The 17,134-nt window shown below is 64.3% G+C and carries 20 protein-coding genes and 1 riboswitch; of the genes, 13 read left to right on the forward strand and 7 right to left on the reverse strand.

Annotated features, from left to right (window positions below):
- Positions 1-76: 76 nt before the first annotated feature.
- The 3 genes from WDX12_RS23075 to WDX12_RS23085 all read left to right on the forward strand — a co-directional run bounded on the left by WDX12_RS23075 (position 77) and on the right by WDX12_RS23085 (position 1,067).
- Entirely contained in the window at positions 77-376 is a 300-nt protein-coding gene (locus WDX12_RS23075; RefSeq protein WP_320296048.1) for a DUF1236 domain-containing protein, read from the forward strand.
- 126 nt (positions 377-502) lie between these two features.
- Positions 503-712, forward strand: a complete 210-nt coding sequence (locus WDX12_RS23080; protein ID WP_320296047.1) for a hypothetical protein — start codon at positions 503-505, stop codon at positions 710-712.
- 109 nt (positions 713-821) lie between these two features.
- Positions 822-1,067: a DUF2934 domain-containing protein gene (locus WDX12_RS23085; RefSeq protein ID WP_320296046.1), complete on the forward strand. Its 246-nt coding sequence runs from the start codon at positions 822-824 to the stop codon at positions 1,065-1,067.
- Positions 1,068-1,327: 260 nt separating this feature from the next.
- Here WDX12_RS23085 and WDX12_RS23090 read toward each other — a convergent pair whose 3' ends face one another.
- A complete protein-coding gene (locus WDX12_RS23090) occupies positions 1,328-1,537 on the reverse strand; it encodes a hypothetical protein (protein ID WP_320296045.1) in 210 nt (69 codons plus the stop codon).
- A 203-nt stretch (positions 1,538-1,740) separates the two neighbouring features.
- Positions 1,741-2,085 (reverse strand): hypothetical protein, encoded by a 345-nt coding sequence (locus WDX12_RS23095; protein ID WP_320296044.1) that lies wholly within the window; start codon positions 2,083-2,085, stop codon positions 1,741-1,743.
- Between the two features lie 208 nt (positions 2,086-2,293).
- A riboswitch (TPP riboswitch) is annotated at positions 2,294-2,406 on the forward strand.
- Between WDX12_RS23095 and WDX12_RS23100 the strand changes: the two genes are divergently transcribed.
- The 4 genes from WDX12_RS23100 (at position 2,397) to WDX12_RS23115 (ending at position 5,699) form a co-directional block, all read left to right on the forward strand.
- The gene (locus WDX12_RS23100) at positions 2,397-3,005 is read left to right on the forward strand and encodes a YkoF family thiamine/hydroxymethylpyrimidine-binding protein (RefSeq protein WP_434722138.1); all 609 of its coding nucleotides are present in this window, start codon (positions 2,397-2,399) and stop codon (positions 3,003-3,005) included. It overlaps the preceding riboswitch by 10 nt.
- 119 nt (positions 3,006-3,124) lie before the next feature.
- Entirely contained in the window at positions 3,125-3,919 is a 795-nt protein-coding gene (locus WDX12_RS23105) for an ABC transporter permease (RefSeq protein ID WP_434722139.1), read from the forward strand.
- Positions 3,916-4,689, forward strand: coding sequence for an ABC transporter ATP-binding protein (locus WDX12_RS23110; RefSeq protein WP_434722140.1), 774 nt, complete (start codon positions 3,916-3,918; stop codon positions 4,687-4,689). The genes WDX12_RS23105 and WDX12_RS23110 overlap by 4 nt, the downstream gene beginning before the upstream one ends.
- Positions 4,686-5,699 carry an ABC transporter substrate-binding protein gene (locus WDX12_RS23115; RefSeq protein ID WP_434722141.1) on the forward strand — a complete coding sequence of 338 codons (1,014 nt, stop codon included), beginning with the start codon at positions 4,686-4,688 and terminating at the stop codon, positions 5,697-5,699. Before WDX12_RS23110 ends, WDX12_RS23115 begins: the two co-directional genes overlap by 4 nt.
- Before the next feature lie 586 nt (positions 5,700-6,285).
- Here the strand turns inward: WDX12_RS23115 and WDX12_RS23120 are convergent.
- Positions 6,286-7,161 (reverse strand): DUF2167 domain-containing protein, encoded by an 876-nt coding sequence (locus WDX12_RS23120; RefSeq protein WP_434722142.1) that lies wholly within the window; start codon positions 7,159-7,161, stop codon positions 6,286-6,288.
- 135 nt (positions 7,162-7,296) lie between these two features.
- Positions 7,297-7,929 (reverse strand): LexA family transcriptional regulator, encoded by a 633-nt coding sequence (locus WDX12_RS23125; RefSeq protein WP_434722143.1) that lies wholly within the window; start codon positions 7,927-7,929, stop codon positions 7,297-7,299.
- Between the two features lie 80 nt (positions 7,930-8,009).
- Here WDX12_RS23125 and WDX12_RS23130 point away from each other — a divergent pair, with 80 nt between their 5' ends.
- The 4 genes from WDX12_RS23130 to WDX12_RS23145 all read left to right on the forward strand — a co-directional run bounded on the left by WDX12_RS23130 (position 8,010) and on the right by WDX12_RS23145 (position 11,006).
- Positions 8,010-8,384, forward strand: a complete 375-nt coding sequence (locus WDX12_RS23130) for a hypothetical protein (protein ID WP_434722144.1) — start codon at positions 8,010-8,012, stop codon at positions 8,382-8,384.
- A 107-nt stretch (positions 8,385-8,491) separates the two neighbouring features.
- Complete coding sequence (locus tag WDX12_RS23135; RefSeq protein ID WP_434722145.1) at positions 8,492-9,289, forward strand: GcrA cell cycle regulator; 798 nt, start codon at positions 8,492-8,494, stop codon at positions 9,287-9,289.
- 166 nt (positions 9,290-9,455) lie between these two features.
- Positions 9,456-10,052 carry a DUF6456 domain-containing protein gene (locus WDX12_RS23140; protein WP_434722146.1) on the forward strand — a complete coding sequence of 199 codons (597 nt, stop codon included), beginning with the start codon at positions 9,456-9,458 and terminating at the stop codon, positions 10,050-10,052.
- Between the two features lie 81 nt (positions 10,053-10,133).
- Positions 10,134-11,006: an NmrA family NAD(P)-binding protein gene (locus tag WDX12_RS23145; protein WP_434722147.1), complete on the forward strand. Its 873-nt coding sequence runs from the start codon at positions 10,134-10,136 to the stop codon at positions 11,004-11,006.
- 331 nt (positions 11,007-11,337) lie between these two features.
- On the opposite strand, the gene WDX12_RS23150 is transcribed toward WDX12_RS23145, so the two are convergent.
- The 3 genes from WDX12_RS23150 to WDX12_RS23160 form a co-directional block, all read right to left on the reverse strand.
- Positions 11,338-12,603: a DUF763 domain-containing protein gene (locus WDX12_RS23150; protein WP_434722148.1), complete on the reverse strand. Its 1,266-nt coding sequence runs from the start codon at positions 12,601-12,603 to the stop codon at positions 11,338-11,340.
- Positions 12,604-12,945: 342 nt separating this feature from the next.
- Complete coding sequence (locus WDX12_RS23155) at positions 12,946-13,278, reverse strand: hypothetical protein (protein WP_434722149.1); 333 nt, start codon at positions 13,276-13,278, stop codon at positions 12,946-12,948.
- A 235-nt stretch (positions 13,279-13,513) separates the two neighbouring features.
- Positions 13,514-13,840, reverse strand: coding sequence for a hypothetical protein (locus tag WDX12_RS23160; RefSeq protein ID WP_434722150.1), 327 nt, complete (start codon positions 13,838-13,840; stop codon positions 13,514-13,516).
- 257 nt (positions 13,841-14,097) lie between these two features.
- On the opposite strand from WDX12_RS23160, the gene WDX12_RS23165 reads away from it, so the two are divergent.
- Together WDX12_RS23165 and WDX12_RS23170 are read left to right on the forward strand one after the other, a co-directional pair.
- Entirely contained in the window at positions 14,098-16,125 is a 2,028-nt protein-coding gene (locus tag WDX12_RS23165; protein ID WP_434722151.1) for an AI-2E family transporter, read from the forward strand.
- 621 nt (positions 16,126-16,746) lie between these two features.
- Entirely contained in the window at positions 16,747-17,100 is a 354-nt protein-coding gene (locus tag WDX12_RS23170; protein WP_434722152.1) for a cupin domain-containing protein, read from the forward strand.
- Positions 17,101-17,134 lie beyond the last annotated feature (34 nt).

Consider the following 17,134-nt stretch of genomic DNA (forward strand, 5'->3'; position numbering starts at 1 on the left):
TCCCATGTTCGACCTGCCGATGTTTCCGCTCCCGCGGAGGCAAGGCGGAGCTCGCCAACGCAACAGGAGAGAAACGATGAAAACCATCCTCATTCCAGCTGTCGCCGGCCTGGCTCTGATGGCCGGCATCGGCATCGCGGCCGCGGACGAGGTGATCGTCACGCCCGAGCAGCAGACCGTGGTCAAGGAATATGTCCACAAGCATCCGATTGCCTCGGTCAATGTGCTTGGCCTCGAGCTGGGCGTTGGCTCGACCGTGCCTGACACCGTCGAGCTGCAGCAGGTTCCGGACGTCAAGTATCGCTATGCGGTCGTCAACGACCACACGGTGCTGATCGACCCCGGCACGCGCCGCGTCATCCAGGTGATTCAATAACGCTTGGTCTGAATGAGCCCGATCCTCCCGCCGAAGCATCGGGGAAGGATCGGGCTCTTCTCGCATCCGGATATGAGGCCTAAACTAGACAGCGGTTTGGGAGGCAGCGAAGAAGGAGTCGTTGCCATGCATCATCCACACGTCGAATCGCCAAGTATCGCCGCCATGGTTGACAAGCTGCTAGCGGAGCACAGAACTGGCCTGCTGTCGATGAAAGAGGCAATTTCCCTGCTGCGGCAGCGCACGGGGACGGATCGCTCTGATGCGGATTTAGCCGGATTGATTACAAAGAAGGCAGCGTATCTAGGCGTCGCCGTCATCACCGACGGACACTGAGCGAAATTTGCCGTGCCAGTCGCTCGCTCACGCGCGATACCGAAGACGCCGCGGGAAAATTCGGCTAATGTTCGCGCCGGGGAACGGTCCCAACCTTTAGGAGGCGACAGTGACGGACGACAGGCACGAACGCATTCGCCAGCGCGCGCACGAGATCTGGGAGCAAGCCGGCCGGCCGGAAGGTGCGCATATGGAGCATTGGGACCAGGCGGCGGCCGAGGTCGATGCTGCGAGCAAGCCAAAGGCGAAGACCCCGAAGAAGGCCGCCGCCGACAAGCCGAAAGCCGCCAAAGCGGAGAAGCCGGCCAAGGTGCCCGCCAAGGCGAAAGCGACCAAGCCCAAAGCCAAGGCCTGAGCCATTTTGGCGGCCGGTCGCCGCCAAGCCTCATTTGGTCCGTCGGAAGGTGAGGCTATGTCACGCCCTCCGATAATTCTGGGCCGCCCGCACCCAACTGGGGCAATGCCGGCTGTGTCAATGCCTTCGTCATCACCGGCGCAGCGGTGCTGAGCGAAGGCTTCGCCCATGGTGGCCGGCTGACCGGCACGCTCGGTACCGCCTTCGCCGGCAGCCAGGTCGGCGGCAATGCGGGGCTGCAGTTCAGCTGGTAGGGGAAGCTACCGGGTCCCTTGCTTTCCGGCGTATCGCGCGACCGCGCAGAGGAAGGCAAGCGCTGCCATGTCGCAGGCAGCGCGTGACGGCGACGGACCCTTCGCGAAAAGGACCGCGTCGGCAACCGGGACCGTTAGACCGTGCTTCCGGGCGAATGAGATGACTTCGTAGGGCTGATCGTCGGGCTGCATGCCGATGTCGATGCGCTGATCCATCAAAACGAGTTCCTCCCTGGTATGCGGCTTTACCCTCCTGCGCCTGCGGAGAATTAACGCCCGGCCGCTCGCCCGCGTCCACCAATTGGCGATTGTGTGAAACGATGCATTTCCGGGAGCACGGCCAAGAGTTGCAGCGGCTGGCGGAGAGGGCGCGATGCGGCGGGCTTCTTGCTTCTTCCACAGGGAAGATGGCGCTTCACTCACCAGGCATCGCTCGACCTGGCAAACCTCATCCCCGCCGCGATCATCGCGCTTTCGCATTCGCTGATCAGCCTGAGGTTCTGCAGATACCGCGCCACCGTCTCCGGGAGCCAGGCGGCGCAAGCTTCGATATAGGCGCGGCCGTGCACCAGCGTGCCGGTGGAAAGCCGCTCATCCTTCTCGGCGATCACTTTCAGATATTGCCGAATGAAGCGGATGTCGTCGGCGATGTCCTGGCTCGCCATGCGCCAGGCACCGGCGAGGCGTTCGCGCTCGGCGAGCGGCAGTGGCGAGAGCAAAGGGCGGGAGAGGTCGGCGAAAGCGGCATGGTTCGCGGTGTTCAAGCAAATCCCCTCAAAGGAAGGGAGGTATCGTACTTTATGTACGAAAAGTAATCAAGCGAGATTCGTACAGTTTGAACGATATAGCAGTTATAAGAAATCCGCGAAAATCTTATAACCACCGGCATCTCCCATAGGGAGATGGGGCGCCTGGCCAACTGACACCGTAAAAAAAACCGCTTTCCCAGCACTGCAAACAATGCTTTAACCCCGCCATCCACAGGGGTGCTCCGTACGGTCGGGGCTGAGATGGCGGCGGCAAGCCTCCGGACCCTAAAGCTGATCTGGATAATACCAGCGGAGCGAGGCGGGCCATGTTTTCCGGCGCACAGATTTCCCTTTATCCCATGACCGACGATTTCGTCGGCGTCATCCTTGGCGCGCTCGGCGCGCTCGATCCTTACCGCGACAGGTTGAGGATCGAGACCGATGACATCTCGACGCTGCTGGTTGGGCCGCCCGAAGTGCTGTTCCCCGCCATGCGCGACCTGTTTGTAGCGGCGGCCAGAAGCGGCAGGCATTGCGTGCTGTCGGCCGCCGTCTCGCGCGGCTGCCCCGGCGAACCGGACGACCCGATCTGCCGCTCCGACGAGATCGGCGGCCCGGCGATCCCGCTCGACGAACGCAAGCGCGCGGCGCTCCGCGCCGTCGAGACGACGCCTTCGACCGACCAGCCGGTGGCGGCGCAATTCTCGCTCTACGTGATGGGCACCGGCGGCCACATGGACGAGATCTATGGCTGCATCGACTTCCTGAAGCAGTCCGGCGTGTTCGAACGCTCTAAGCATTTCTGCACCAAGCTGCGCGGTGACGCCGGCGCGGTGTTCGCCACGCTGAACGAGGCGTTCTGCCGCTTCGGCCCCGGCGCTGGCCATGTGACGCTCGACATAACGATTTCGGCGAACAGCCCGACCGCGGTTTGAGCGCACGCAAAGCGCCGTCGAGGGACGTCATGGCTGTCGAATTAGATTCCACACCGCAAGAGGCGTTTGGCGAAAGCCAAGACGACAGCCAATCTCCCCCGTTGCGGGGGAGATTGGCTGTGGCATCCGCCTTCGCCAAATTAGCTCCCGTCATATTTTCGTTGACCCTCCTCCTCACCGCCTGGGAGCTCTACGCTCGCCTGGGCGGCATCGCTCCCACCATGCTCCCAGCGCCCTCGCGGGTGCTGGCGCAAGCCTGGGAGAACCGCGCGGCACTGGCCGACAACACACTGCCCACCATCCGCGCCACGCTGGCGGGCTTTGCCTGCTCGCTCGCCGCCGCCTTCATCCTCTCGGCGCTGGTCGACTTCTTGGCTCCGCTGCGCCGCGCGCTGTTCCCGCTGTTGATCGCCAGCCAGACCTTGCCGCTGGTGGCGATCGCGCCGCTGGTGGTGCTGTGGTTCGGCTTCGGGCTGCTGCCGAAGATCCTGCTCGTGGCGCTGGTCACCTTCTTCCCGATGATGGTGGCGCTGGTCGAGGGCTATGCCGCCACGAGTCCGGAAATCAGCCAGATGCTAGCCGCCATGGGAGCAGGGCGCTGGCGCATTTTTTGGCTCGCCCGGTTGCCGTTGGCGCTGCCCTATTTCTTCGCCGGGCTGCGCATCTCAATCACCTATGCCGTGGTGGGCGCCATCTTCGCCGAATATGCGGGCGCCGCGAAGGGGCTGGGCATCTACATGCTCAGCGCCAAGAACAATTTCCGCCCCGACCTGGTGCTCGCCGCCGTCGCGGTCAGCTCGGCACTGACGCTGGCACTCTTCGGTCTTGCCGTGCTCGTCCAGCGTCTTGCGATGCCTTGGGAGAGGGCTGAGCGAGACGGTAACCACGAATCTTCCGGGAAGGGCCGGCCATGACAAGGCTCGAGCTCCGCAACGTGCAAAAAAGCTTCGGCGCGCTTAAGGTTCTGGCCGGCGTTTCGCTGCATGTTGCTGCGGGCGAGTTCGTCTCGATCCTCGGGCCATCTGGGGCCGGCAAGTCGACATTGTTCCAGTTGCTCACCGGCGCAATCCCGGGCGAGGGCGAGATGCGCTTCGACGGCGCGCCGCTCGATGGCGCCCGCTTCGCCTTCATGCCGCAGCGTGACGCGCTGATGCCGTGGCGGCGCGTCATCGACAATGCGACGCTGGGGCTCGAAGTGCAGGGCATGAAGCGCCGGGCCGCGCGGCGACGCGTGGCGCCTTTGTTCGCCGAGTTCGGCCTTGTCGGCTTCGAACATGCCTGGCCGGCCGAGCTGTCTGGCGGCATGCGCCAGCGCGCCGCGCTCCTGCGCACCGTCGTGCAGCAACGCGACATGCTGTTGCTTGACGAGCCGTTCGGCGCGCTCGATGCGCTGACCCGCGCGGCCATGCAGCGCTGGCTGGAGACGATGTGGCGAAACCATCGCTGGACGGCGCTGCTGATCACCCATGACGTGCGCGAAGCTGTGCTTCTGTCCGACCGAATCTATGTGCTGTCGGCGCGGCCCGCGCGCGTGGTGCGCGAAGTGGCCGTGCCGCTGCCGCGCCCGCGCACCGAGAGCGCGGCACTTGCCCGCGAGACTGCGGCGATCGAGGCCGGCATCCTCGACACGCTGCTTGGCCAGCCCGATTCGAATTTCCGACCATGCGATGGAGAATTGAAATGACCGACCTGACCCGCCGCCAGGCGCTGTTTCTGGCCGCCGGCCTGCCCTTTGCCGGAGCCATCACGCCAGCCCGTGCCGCCGCCCTGCAAAAAATCACCGTCGCGCTCGACTGGACCGTCAACACCAACCACATCGGCCTGTTTGTCGCCCGCGACAAAGGCTTTTACCGCGATGCGGGCCTGGACGTTGAAATCCTGCCCTATGGCGATACGGGTTCGGGCACGCTGGTTGCCAACCGTGTCGCCGATTTCGGCATTTCCGGTTCGCTCGGCTTGTTCACGCAAAAGAGCGCCGGCGCCGACCTGAAGGCTGTCTATGCCGTTGTCCAGTCGGAGACCGGTCGTGTCGTCTTCAACGCCGATCGCTCCGCGATCAAAAGCCCGAAAAACCTCGACGGCCTGACTTATGGCGGCTTCGGCAGCGCCTGGGAAAACACGCTGCTGCAGACCATCATCCGCCACGACGGCGGCAAAGGCGATTTCTCGACCGTGACGCTGGGAACGTCCGCCTACGAGGCCTTGGCCAACGGCGCGGTCGATTTCACGCTGGAAGTCTCGACATGGGAAGGTGTCGAGGCGGAACTGAAGGGTCTCAAGCAACGCACCTTCCGCTACGCCGATTACGGCGTGCCGGACGAGCACACCACGCTGATCGTCTCCAGCAATGCTTTTCTCGCGGCCAATCCAAAGGCCGCCGCGGCCTTCGTGCAGGCGACGCGGCGTGGCTATGCATTCGCAGTCGATCAGGCAAAGGATGCAGGCGACCTGTTGATCGCCGCCAACAAGGACACGCTCACCAACGCCGCGCTGATCCAAGCCTCGCTGAAGGCGCTGAACGACGGCCACTTCCTGAAGGGCGCTAACGGCGCCATCGGCACCATGGACAAAGCCAAGATGGAAGCGATGGGCGGGTATTTGTTCGCCTCGGGAATACTGCTCGACGGCAACGGCAAGGCGCTCGCCATGCGGCCAGACTTTTCCGCCTATTTCAGCGATGAATTCCTGGGATAGGGTTGAAGCCCCAGGAAGGCCGTCGGGCCTGACCAGCCGCGCCTGGGCACGCGCTGACGGGTTCGACCAGCCGTGCCGGCGTCATGCAATCGAGGGATGAAGCCTTTGAAGGCCGGCACTAGAGCAATTCCAGGAAAAGTGCGTAGCGGTTTTCCGTCCGGAATTGCGTAAAAACAAAGACTTAGAGCGGTTCGGCGATTCCGTGAAGCGCTGAACCGCTCTAGCTTGCTGTTGTGCATGGCACTCGAAGCCCTTGCACTCTTGAGCGCCGGTTTTGGAGTAGCTGCCCCACTCCTTTGTCAGGTTGCCAGTCGGCCGGCCCTCTCATCGCCCGCTGCCCACGCCTCGCGCAGCAGGCCTTTTCACGGAAAATGTGGTGGCGGCCCGGCGCCGTCGCTGTTGGGGTATGAACGGGAGGCGCCGAGCCTAACCGGCAACGGGTAAGGGACACCGCGTTGCCGGCTAAGAATGGATTATGCGTAATCGCTAATATGCGAAGCATGCGATCGAACGAAAAATGCAGACTTTCGCGCCTGGCTCGGGCGAATCCAGTGGGAATTTCGGGTAACCGTCGCGCGTCCGTGCCTTAGCTGTCCGCCTTCTTCCTGCGGCTGAACAACCGTCTCAGCCAGACCAGCGGCAGAAGCAGGATGAAGGCGCCCTTTTTCAACACCACCAGGGCGAGCGCGATGAGCCCTGCGCTGGCGGCGCCGCCATATTTGACGCCGAGCATGGTCGCCAGCACGCCCAGCGCGCCGTAGCCGGCGATCTTGTCGCCGCTGGAAAAATCAAAATAGGCCGCGCCGGCCTGCGGCTTGTAGGCGGCGGCCGACGCCGCGACGATCTTCTGCACGTCGTCGCTTGTCACGTTGCCGTTCACCGGCACGATCTTCATCGGAACATAGCCTTGCCGGTCGAAGATCGACATCGATATGTTGATCGTCCTCTCGCCGCCCCAGCTCAGGATGTTGGCGTAGTAGAGAATGTTCTTGGCCTTGTCGATTTGCGGATAGACAAGCCAGCCGTCGAAGCGGATCTCCTGTCCGGACCGCTCCGATTGCGCTTTCACCGATTCCTTGAAGGTGTCTTCGATCGAACTGATTTCCGCGCTGCGGTCGCTACTATCCCAGTCCGCCAGGCTCACATAGCCGTCCGACACGGGCTTCTCGACGGTCAGATTGTCGATCTCCGGCGTGAAGCCGAAGATCAGCTGGTCGATCGTACCGCACTGGTCGCGGTCCCAGCCGAATTCCTTCACCACCAGATCGCAGCGGTCTTCCGGCTTCAGATAAAAGGCATCTCCGCCCGCCGGATTGATTGTGCCTCTCGCCGCACTCAAAGGCTGGGTAAAGCTCTGCGGATGATAGTTCGCATCCTCGGCACGCACGATGGCCGCCTGCGCCAGGAAACAGCCGCTCGCCACCACAATGAAAAACAGGTTTTCCCTGACCGACTTGTTCATGACCCCCTCCCGTAACGGGACCCAACCCCACCCAGCCGTGATCTAAGGGGATTTTGAAGGCAAGTACAAGTCTAAGAGTTCTTTTTTTGTTCTTCTGCAGGGTTGTGACGTTATTGCGACGCGACGCCCTAACCCTCACATATCGATCATCGAGCGCTTCACCCGCCCGATGATGGTGATCGCGCCCTCCAGCTCCGGTGGCGGGATGTCCATATAGGACGCCGGCTGGAACGGCGGATTGTCGTTCGGGCGGTAGCGCTTGTAGGTGGCGCGTCCCGTCTCGTCCGAGATCACGTAGCAGCCATTGGTCACCAACCGCTTGTCGCGCAAATTGACGAAGATGATCGAATCCGGCGGTGAGATCTTGTTCATCGACGGACCGTCGACGCGCAGCGCGATCCATTCGCCTTCCTCGAGGTCGGCGGTGGGGATCGTCGGATAGTCGGAGAGGTTGACCACGCTGTCCTGGCTGCCGAGCTCGCCGGCGCTGATCCAGGACACGATCGGCACGTCGACGGTGACGGGCGAGGAGGCGAGGCTGACCGGTGCTGCTTCCGCACCATCCGCGTTGAACAAGAGCCAGCCGGGGTCGACGCCGAACAGCCGGCCGTATTTCTCCGCCGCTTTCCGGGACAATGGCCGGTTGCCGTTCTCGTGGCTGATCAGCGTGTTCTTGTTGATGTCACGCAAGGCCCGCGCCGCTTCGCTGGGCGAGGCATAGCCGGCCTGGGCGCGCGCCTGCTGCAATCTGTGCCGGGAATCCATCATCGTACAAAATGCCTGAAAATAATCGTCCAAATTGTACGATTTCGCTTGCGCGCATTTCGTACATAACGTACGCTTAGCGCATGAATGAGCATCCCGCAAGCATTTCCGCACTGCCCGTGATTCCGACGCTGCCCGCGAGCCTCCCAGGGCTGATAGGCGGCATGAACGCGCGTCCCTCGACGCATCAATTCCCATCGTCCGGACTGTCCTCCTCCCCGGTCCGGGCGCATTCCGGGGCGCTTGCCCCGGATCCGGTTGAACCGCCCGCACCCCGGTTCACCGGAACGGCCGGAGCCGTTCCTCCCCCGGCTCCGGCCCCCAATTCCGGCATAAGCTGTATCCGCACCGAGGACGGCACCGTCATCCTGTTCGACCGGATGACGGGCCGGGCGGTGTCGGGCCTGACGCGGGCCGCCGCCGAGGCCGCCCTTCTTCGACTGACCGGCGCGGCCTGACCCTTCAACGCTGATCTGACCACCAACGGCCTCGCGGCCGAACCCTGGCGCCTGGCCTGAAGCCGGGCACTTCGCCCCAAGCGCTTCGCAATCAATGGAACGAGATGATGGCAGCCGCCTACACCGAGAAGGAAATCGACGAGATCGCCGCCTTGCTGAAGGAGGGGCTGTCGGCCTCGCGCATCGCCGGCCGCTTCAGCGCGCTGCGCGGCAGTCCGGTCTCGCGCAACGCCATCATCGGCATCGTCCACCGCAACGCCGGCTTAAGCGCCATCGGCTTCGCCAACCCCAAAGGCGGCCGTGCCGGCGGCAGGCCGAGGAAGCACACCCGGCCGGGTCGCCCCGGCCGGCGGGGCAGGATGGCCGCCGGAGGGGTGGCGCTGTCGGAGCCGACTGTGCTTTCGAGATACGCCGAGCTTGTAGAAGGCGCCAGCGCGGAAGCTGCCAATCTCCTCCCAAGCGGGGGAGATGCCCGTCAGGCCAGAGGGGGGCGCTGTCCCGCTGACGTATCCGCCTATGGCACCTCGGTGAGTCAGGACGTCGTCACCGTCCGCACCCCCACGCCAAAAAAGCCCAACGCTCGCAAGCCCGCGCGCACCTTGCCTCCGGCCTGGCTTGCCCCAGGCGAGCGCCAGAAATCCGAAGCACATCTCTACAAGCTCCCGGCGCCGCCGCCTCCGGTGAACCCCGGTCGCCAGCCGCATGTCGCGGCCATGCGCCTCCTCGACTGCCTGTTCGGCCGCTGTCGCGCGCCGCTCGATCTGGCGCTGCGCGAGGATGCCGAAGACGATCCCGTCGGCGCCCGCCCGGGACCGGATATGCTCTGCTGCGGCCTGCCGACGTCGGCCACGCGCTCCTACTGTGCGCATCACCATGCAAGGTTCCACGGCCACCGCGGAAGGTGAAGGTGAAGCCGGGCGAATAGCCTGGTGCCATTTCCTCCCCCGCAGAGCGGGGCGGCGCGGCGAAGCCGCGACGGAGCGGAAGACCGTCGCCGACAATCAATGACAGGCCAGCCGGACAGCGCCCTCCAACTTTCCAATCGCCATTTTACTGAGCAAGGACCCGCCCATGCCCCGCAAAGCCGCCAAGAAACCCCAGCCGCCAAAGCTTCCCAAGGGCGAGGCGGAGCAGGTGCGCATCCGCCGCGAGCTCGGCCATGACTTTGCGCTGAAAACCGACGCCTTCGGCCGCCAGCGCCTCACCCCGGACACGGCCGAGGCGCGCCGCGTCTACGAGGTGTCGAACGGCGGCTACACCTCCACCGGCGGCATCGTGCGCCTGCGCAATGTCGACCCGCTGGTCGGCATTACTTCGCTCAGCCGCCAGCAGCGCGAGGCAGGCGGGCGCTTCCGCGACGATTTCGAGCGCAGCCAGCGCGAAGGCCTGCAGCCGCAATCCTGGAGCGAGCGCATCGACAGCGGCCGGGTCGGCGGCGGCATCCCCGACCGCGTGCTGTCAGCCGGCCGGGCCTATGCACATGCAGCGTCGGCGCTGGGCCATTGGGAGGTGGCGGAGGTGTTACGAAAAATCTGCCTCGAAGGCCGGTCGGTGAAGGCCATCGCGGAGCGCACCGGCGACGGACGCGATGTGGTGGTAAAGTTGCTGAAGCTCGGGCTGGACCTGCTGGCGGTGCACTACGGGATGATGGGGAGGAAGGCAGGGTGAGCGTCACCACCTGTCAGCATCGTTTGAACCCTTCGCGCCGCCTGCCATTAACCCGGTATGGAAAAACGCGAGGACCAATCCATGCATATCATTCTGGGTGGCACTGGCCATGTCGGCTCGGCCGCGGCGGCGACGTTGCTGCGCCGCGGCGAGGCGGTGACGGTGGTGACGCGCGATGCGGGCAAAGCGGCGCATCTCGTCGAACAGGGCGCCGAGGTGGCGGAAGTGGACGTGCGCGATGTAGAGGCGCTGCGCAAAGTGCTTAAGCGCGGCCGCCGCGCCTTCCTGCTCAACCCCCCGGCTGATCCTTCGACCGACACGGATACCCGGGAGCGCGAGACCGTGGCGGCTATCACCGCCGCGCTTGAAGGTTCGGGGCTGGAAAAGGTGGTGGCGGAATCGGCCTACGGCGCGCAGCCGGGCGAGGGCATCGGTGACCTGTCGGTGCTCTATGGCTTGGAGCAGAAGCTCGCGGCGCAAGCGCTTCCCGCCAGTATCATCCGCGCCGCCTATTACATGAGCAATTGGGATGGAGCGCTGGAGACGGCGCGGCGCGACGGCGTTGTCAACTCGTTCTTCCCGGCCGATTTCCAACTGCCCATGGTGGCGCCGCGCGATCTCGGCGAGGCAGCCGCGCGGCTGCTGCTGGAGCCGGTCGGGCAGACCGGTATTCATTATGTGGAAGGTCCCAGGCGCTACTCATGCGCCGACGTCGCGCGTGCTTTCGCGGAAGCGCTGGGCAGGGATGTGCGCCTGGTGTCGACGCCGCGCGAGCGGTGGGTGGAAGCGTATCGGCAGCTTGGTTTTTCCGAGGCAGCGGCCAAGGCTTATGCCCGCATGACCGCCGCCACGCTGGACGAGCCGGAGGAGCCTGAGAGGCCGGAGCGCGGCAAGATCAGCCTGGAAAACTATATCGCGGCCCTTGTAGGCAAGCAGAGCGCGCTTGCGATGTGAAAACAGACGCTTGGGGCGGGTAGGTGATCGAAGTTTGGGCTGGGGCGCGAGTCTGCTCAGCATCGGCGCTGCTCTCCATCCGCCCTTCTGGCACCTTCTCCCCGTAACTAGAGCAATTCCAGGAAAAGTGCGTAGCGGTTTTCCGTCCGGAATTGCGTAAAAACAAAGACTTAGAGCGGTTCGGCGATTCCGTGAAACGCTGAACCGCTCTAGGGCGAAGGATAGGGCGGGGCGCCCGGGGCAGCCATTTCTCCCCGTTCACGTTCACGGGGAGAGATGCCCGGCAGGCAATGAGGGGCGGCGCCGACCTGCGAGACTTTGCGGGCGAGCCTCAAGCATCTTTCTTCGGCGGCTTCAAATGACCTTCGGGCGCCTTCTCCCACCCGAACACGCTCCGCCCGCCCAGCAGGTGCGATTGGTCCATCTCGCCGGCGACGATCTCCTTCAAACTCGGCCCCGTCACATACCGTTCCATCCGGCGTGACTCGCCGTCCAGCCGTCTGAGCGCTTCCAGCTCTTCGCCTCGCCCGAGCTTTGCCTTCCCCACCGCCGATTTCAGCACGCCGATCGTCTCGTCATAGACCTTCAGCGGCACGGGGAAGGGGTGGCGGTCCTTGCCGCCATGGGCGAGCGAGAAGCGGGCCGGGTCTGAGAAACGGTAGGGCGCGCCGTGCACCACTTCCGAGACCATGGCCAGTGCCCGCACCGTGCGTGGGCCGACACCGGGGACCAGAAGCAGTTCGGGGAAATCCTTCGGGCCGCTTTCGATCGCCGAGGCGATGTTGCCGTGCAGGCGGCGCATGACGATGTCGCTCTCGCGCACGTCGTGATGCGCCGGCATGACGAGGTTGGGCAGCAGCGGCTGCGCGGCGGGCTCCGGTTCGGGTTGCGGCTCCAGCATGGCAAGCTCGGTCAGGATCTTTTCCGGACTCATCGTCTTGAGCAGCTCGATCTGGCCGCCGCGGGCCTTCTCGGCGCGCCGGTCGGTGAGATTGACGATCTCGCCTTGCGCCGCGCCCTCGATCGCCGCATGCGGCTGGTCGACGAAGCTTGTGAGCCCATCCGACAGCCAGTGGTAGCGGCGCGCCTGGCGGGCGTCGCCGTTCATGCCTTGCTGCACCACCACCCAGCGCCCGTCATCAGCGACGATGAAGCCGTGCAGATAGAGGTCGTAACCGTCCTGCACGGCGGCGCTGTCCACCTTGGCGACGAGGCGGCTGGCGGTGGCCAGAGCCTCGCCGTTGAGGCCGACACGGTCGCCGATGGCCAGCAACTCGCCTGGCGTCTTGCGCGAATGCGCGCCGCGCCCGCCGCAGACATGGACCCCGAGCTCGCCCGAGAGCGGGTTGAGCCCCCGCTTCAGCGCGCCGATGACCGAAGTGGTGATGCCCGACGAATGCCAGTCCATCCCCATCACGGCGCCGAAGGACTGGAACCAGAAGGGATGCGCCAGGCGCCGCAAAAGCTCGTCACGGCCGTAATGGTGGATGATGGCCTCGCATAGCACCGCGCCCAGGCGCGTCATGCGCTCGCCCAGCCACTTCGGGACCCGCCCGCCATGCAGCGGCAGATCGGCGCTGCCGCTTCGCTGCGTCACGTGATTCTCCTGGATGCCGATAATTTAGATGGCATGTCGGGAAGGATTTGCAAGGCGCACCAACTGCCAATCTCCCCCTCTGAGGGGAGGGCTATCGCATATGGCTCTGGGGAAGGTGGGATAACCTGCAACCCTCTTGCCGTCATCCTCGGGCTTGTCCCGAGGATCTACCGGCCTCCCCGAACTGGTCGCGCCCTATCCGCGTGCGGCGGCGGATCCTCGGGACAAGCCCGAGGAGAACGCCCCTCCGAGGATGACGGCGTTTTGTTGGCCTTCGTCGATAAACCATAGGCGATGCTCTGCCCACGAGGGGAAGATCAGGCAATCGCAGCGCTCAGCCACCTAATACCTGTAATAATACCTGTGGTGATGCCTGTGGTGGTGCCAGTAGTGATGCCTATGGTGGTGCCGGTAGTGATAAACGTAGTAGTGCCTGTAGTACCGGTAGTGCGGATAGCGGACCACGTAGCCGGGATAATAGTCGTCATAGTAGCGCGGGCCGTAATAGCGGCCGCCATAGTCGTAGAACGGGCCGCCATACATCGGAGGGCCGTAGAACGGATAGCCGCCAAGCGGCCCGAAACCGAGACCGAAGAAGCTGTGCGCATCCGCCGGCGCTACGGTAGCCGCCGCCGACGCGACTGCGATCACCGAAGCAAATAGGAGCTTTTTCATGGGGCAACCTCCTCCTGAAGGTCGATCACCCTATAAACGCGCCCAGGGCAGCCCATGTTCCCGCAACTGCTAATATTCGCACGCCGCTGGGCCGGCAGCCTCAGCAAGATCGGAAGTGCCGGGCAGCCGGGGGCCGACAATCCAAAGCGCCTGTCTATGGCACCTGACGCCAGATTGCGCGGGGCGGCAGGGCCCGCCCCGCGCAATCAATCATCCAGGCCTCTGGTAGCGCCTGCTAGTAGTTATTGTAGTAGCCGCCGTTACCGCACACGCGCACTTCTTCCGTCACGCGGTGGTGATGGCGCCAGTGGGTTATCAACTCGGTGCGGCAATGATGGCGGTGATAGCGATGATAGCGCACCACATAGCCGCCATTGTCGTAGTCGTCATTGTAGACGTGCCGGTAATAGCGGTGCGGGTAATACCCGCCGTAGTCGTTGTAGTACCCGTCATCATAGCCCGGACCGATGCCGATACCGAGCTGCACGCTGCCAGCGCTGGCCGGCACGATCGCGAACGCCGAGGCGATGGCGATCATCGAAGCAAGCAGAAGCTTTTTCATCGCTGCCTCCTGTGTTGGACGCCCCTTCGACAAGACAAACGGTTTCAAGCCGTTCATGTTCCAGAAAACCCCGAGGTTGCTGCCCTCGGACAGGACCTGGACCAAGTCGCCGGCAGCCTGAACCGGCGCATTGCTTCCTCTCTGTAAAGTCATGGCCCCAGGGTATTTATTAGCGTATCTGCAACCGACCTGCCCTGGGCGCGTTGCACGCCGGCGAAATATCTCCGATCATTGCCAGGCAGCAGGGAGGCTCAATAGTGGCGGCCAGTCGTCGGAATGGGGTTGGTGGCGCGTCGGAGCCGCGGCTGGCGAGCCTGCTCGCCGCCTCCAGGGGCCACCCGCGCACGGTGCTGCCGACGGTGGCGAGCGTCGTCACCAGCGTCGCCGCGCTTTATTTCGGGCGCGAGGTCTTCCTGCCGATCGCCGTCGCCCTGCTCTTGACCTTCGCCATCGCGCCCGTCGTGTCCTGGCTGAAGCGCGCCGGCGTCCCGCGCATCGCGGCGGTCATCGCCAGCGTTGCCGGCGCGTTCGCCGCGCTGTCGCTGTTCACCTTCGTCGTCGCCACCCAGGTCAGCGACCTCGCGCAGAACATCCCGGTCTACCAGATCAACATCCTGACCAAGGTCCGCGCGTTGAAGGAAAACGGCCTCGGCGGCGGCATCATCTCGCGCCTCAGCGGCGTCATCGAGCGTGTCGGCCAGGAGATCGACCGGCAGGAACCGCAGTTGCCCTCGGCCGCCGAGGCGCCGAAGCGCGATCCGATCCCGGTCGAGGTCGTTTCGCATGAAAAGCCGCTCGAAGTGCTGCAGAACCTGATCGGGCCGCTGATCAGCCCGCTGGCTTCCGCCGGCCTGGTCATCATCGTTGTCATCTTCATGCTGATGGAGCGGGAGGATCTGCGCGACCGCTTCATCCGTCTCGTCGGCTATGGTGACCTCCATCGCACCACGCAGGCCCTGCAGGATGCCGGCAAGCGCGTCGGCCAGTACCTGCTGATGCAATTGGTGGTGAACATCATCTATGCCGTGCCCATCACCATAGGCCTCTGGGTGCTGGGCATCCCCAACGCGCTGCTCTGGGGCCTTTTGGCGCTGGCGCTGCGCTTCGTGCCCTATATCGGCCCGATCGTCGGTGCGCTGCTGCCGCTCTTCCTGGCTTTGGCCGTGGCGCCCGGCTGGTCGCTGCTCTTGTGGACCGCCGCGCTTTTCATCGTCGTCGAACTCGTCACCGGCAACGTCATCGAGCCGTGGCTTTATGGATCGCACACCGGCCTGTCGCCGCTTGCCATCATCGTGGCGGCGATCTTCTGGACCTGGCTGTGGGGGCCGATCGGCCTGGTGCTGTCGACGCCGCTCACCGTCTGCTTGGTTGTGCTTGGCCGGCACGTGCCGCAATTCGAATTCCTCGACGTTTTGTTCGGCAATGAGCCGGTGCTGGAGCCGCATGCCCGGATGTATCAGCGGCTGCTTGCCGGCGACCCTGACGAGGCGACCGACCATGCCGAGGAGATACTTGAGGAAAAATACCTGTTCCAGTTCTATGACCAGGTCGCCATCCCGGCGCTCTTGCTTGGTGAGCAGGACCGTGGGCGCGGCGTCATGGATGACGAGCAGCGCAGGCAGGTCGCCGACAGCGCTATGACGCTGGTCGCCAATCTCGACGACAGCGCCCAGCAGGAGGCCGAGGAGGAAGAAACCGAACAGCCCCCCGCCGGCGAGAAGGCAACCGACAGGAAGGCAAGTGAGAAAAAAGCAGGTGAGAAAAAAGCGGGCGAGCCGGCCGAAGAGAGCGCCGACGAGGAAGATCTCGACCTGCCGGACGGCTCCGGCATCACCGTTCTCTGCAGCGGCGGGCGTGGCGAGCTCGACGATGCCGCCGCCGCCATGCTGGCGCAGGTGCTGGAAGTGCAGGGGACCTCGGTGTCGAAGGCGAGCTTCGCGGACCTCGAACCCTCGGCGATCCGCCGCCTCGACCTGGGGGCCACCGACGCCGTCGTCATCGGCTTCCTCAACCGCCAGTCCAGCCAGCACGCGCGCTTCATGGTGCGCAGGTTGAAGCGCATCAAGCCAAAGCTGCGCGTTGGCATCGTGTTCTGGTCGGAAGTCGGCAATGGCGATGGCGAGGCCGCGGCAGAGCTCGCCGGCACCCTCAACGCCGACTTCGTCGCCTTCGGCATGGTCGATGCCGTGACCGGCGCGCTGTCCAAAAGGGCCGCCGTCACGCTGAAACCAGCCCACCGCCGCCGTCAGCCGGCGCGTCGAAAGCAATTGCAGGCCGCGCAGTGAGGGCGGGGCGCCAGCCAGTTGGCATGACAGTGAAGAAAGAAAACTCGCCGAGCCTAACCCTAATGCCCAAGCCCACAGGCCCGGCGAGATTTAACCTGATCCTCCGATCAGGACCGGCGGGAGGACACCGACAATCTCTTTATAGCAAGACGGATGCCAGTCCCGAAACGGGACAGCGATGCTCAATGCCGCAAGCTCTGCAGGATGTCCGTTAAGTGTTGCTAATGTGCTACAGCCTATTACCTCAGCCGGCTATAGCTTCCTAGCATTGCCTGGCCGCGCCCACATGCGGACCGGCGAAGCCTTGAAAGGGGGGCACCTTGAAGAAAACCTATGAGAAGCCTGTTCTGACCAGGCGCGAAAAGCTGAGCGTCATCACTGCAACGCCGCCATCTTCTTCAACCTGATCTGGTCGGAACCTGAAAGCCCGCCATCCGGCGGGCTTTTTGATTCCAGATGGAACGCAGTGGAAACACACGGGATGTTCAGCCGCCCGGCGAACGCCCTAGTCATCGCAACCCGTCGCCACTTTGCCTGCCATTGTCGCATCGCCGCGTGCAACGCATGCGGTCATCGGCTATGCCGTCGCCAGCCAATTCCGGCGAACCGCAGGAGCATTCGATGACCAGACCCACCATTTTCAAATTCGGCGCCGTCGAGCATGCCGAGGCCGGCGACCTGCCGGGCTGGGTCGTCGTCGAGGGCAGGCCGACCATGCAGACGGCCGTGCAGCACACCACCGAGGACGGCAAGGTGATGTCCGGCACTTGGCGCGCGTCGCCCGGCACCTATCACGCCACCTACACCGACTATGAATTCGTCCATATGATCGCCGGCCGCATCATCATCACGCCCGACGGCGGCGAGCCGGTCGAGGTCGGCCCGGGCGATGCCTTCGTCGTCGAGGCCGATTTCAAGGGCACCTGGAAGATCCTCGAGCCGGTGACCAAGCATTTCGTCGTCGTGGTGGGGTGAGGGCTGGCTCGCGACTAGCTGATCTCCCCCACGA

The sequence above is a fragment of the Mesorhizobium sp. RIZ17 genome, from assembly GCF_051127865.1.
GTDB lineage: Bacteria > Pseudomonadota > Alphaproteobacteria > Rhizobiales > Rhizobiaceae > Mesorhizobium > Mesorhizobium humile.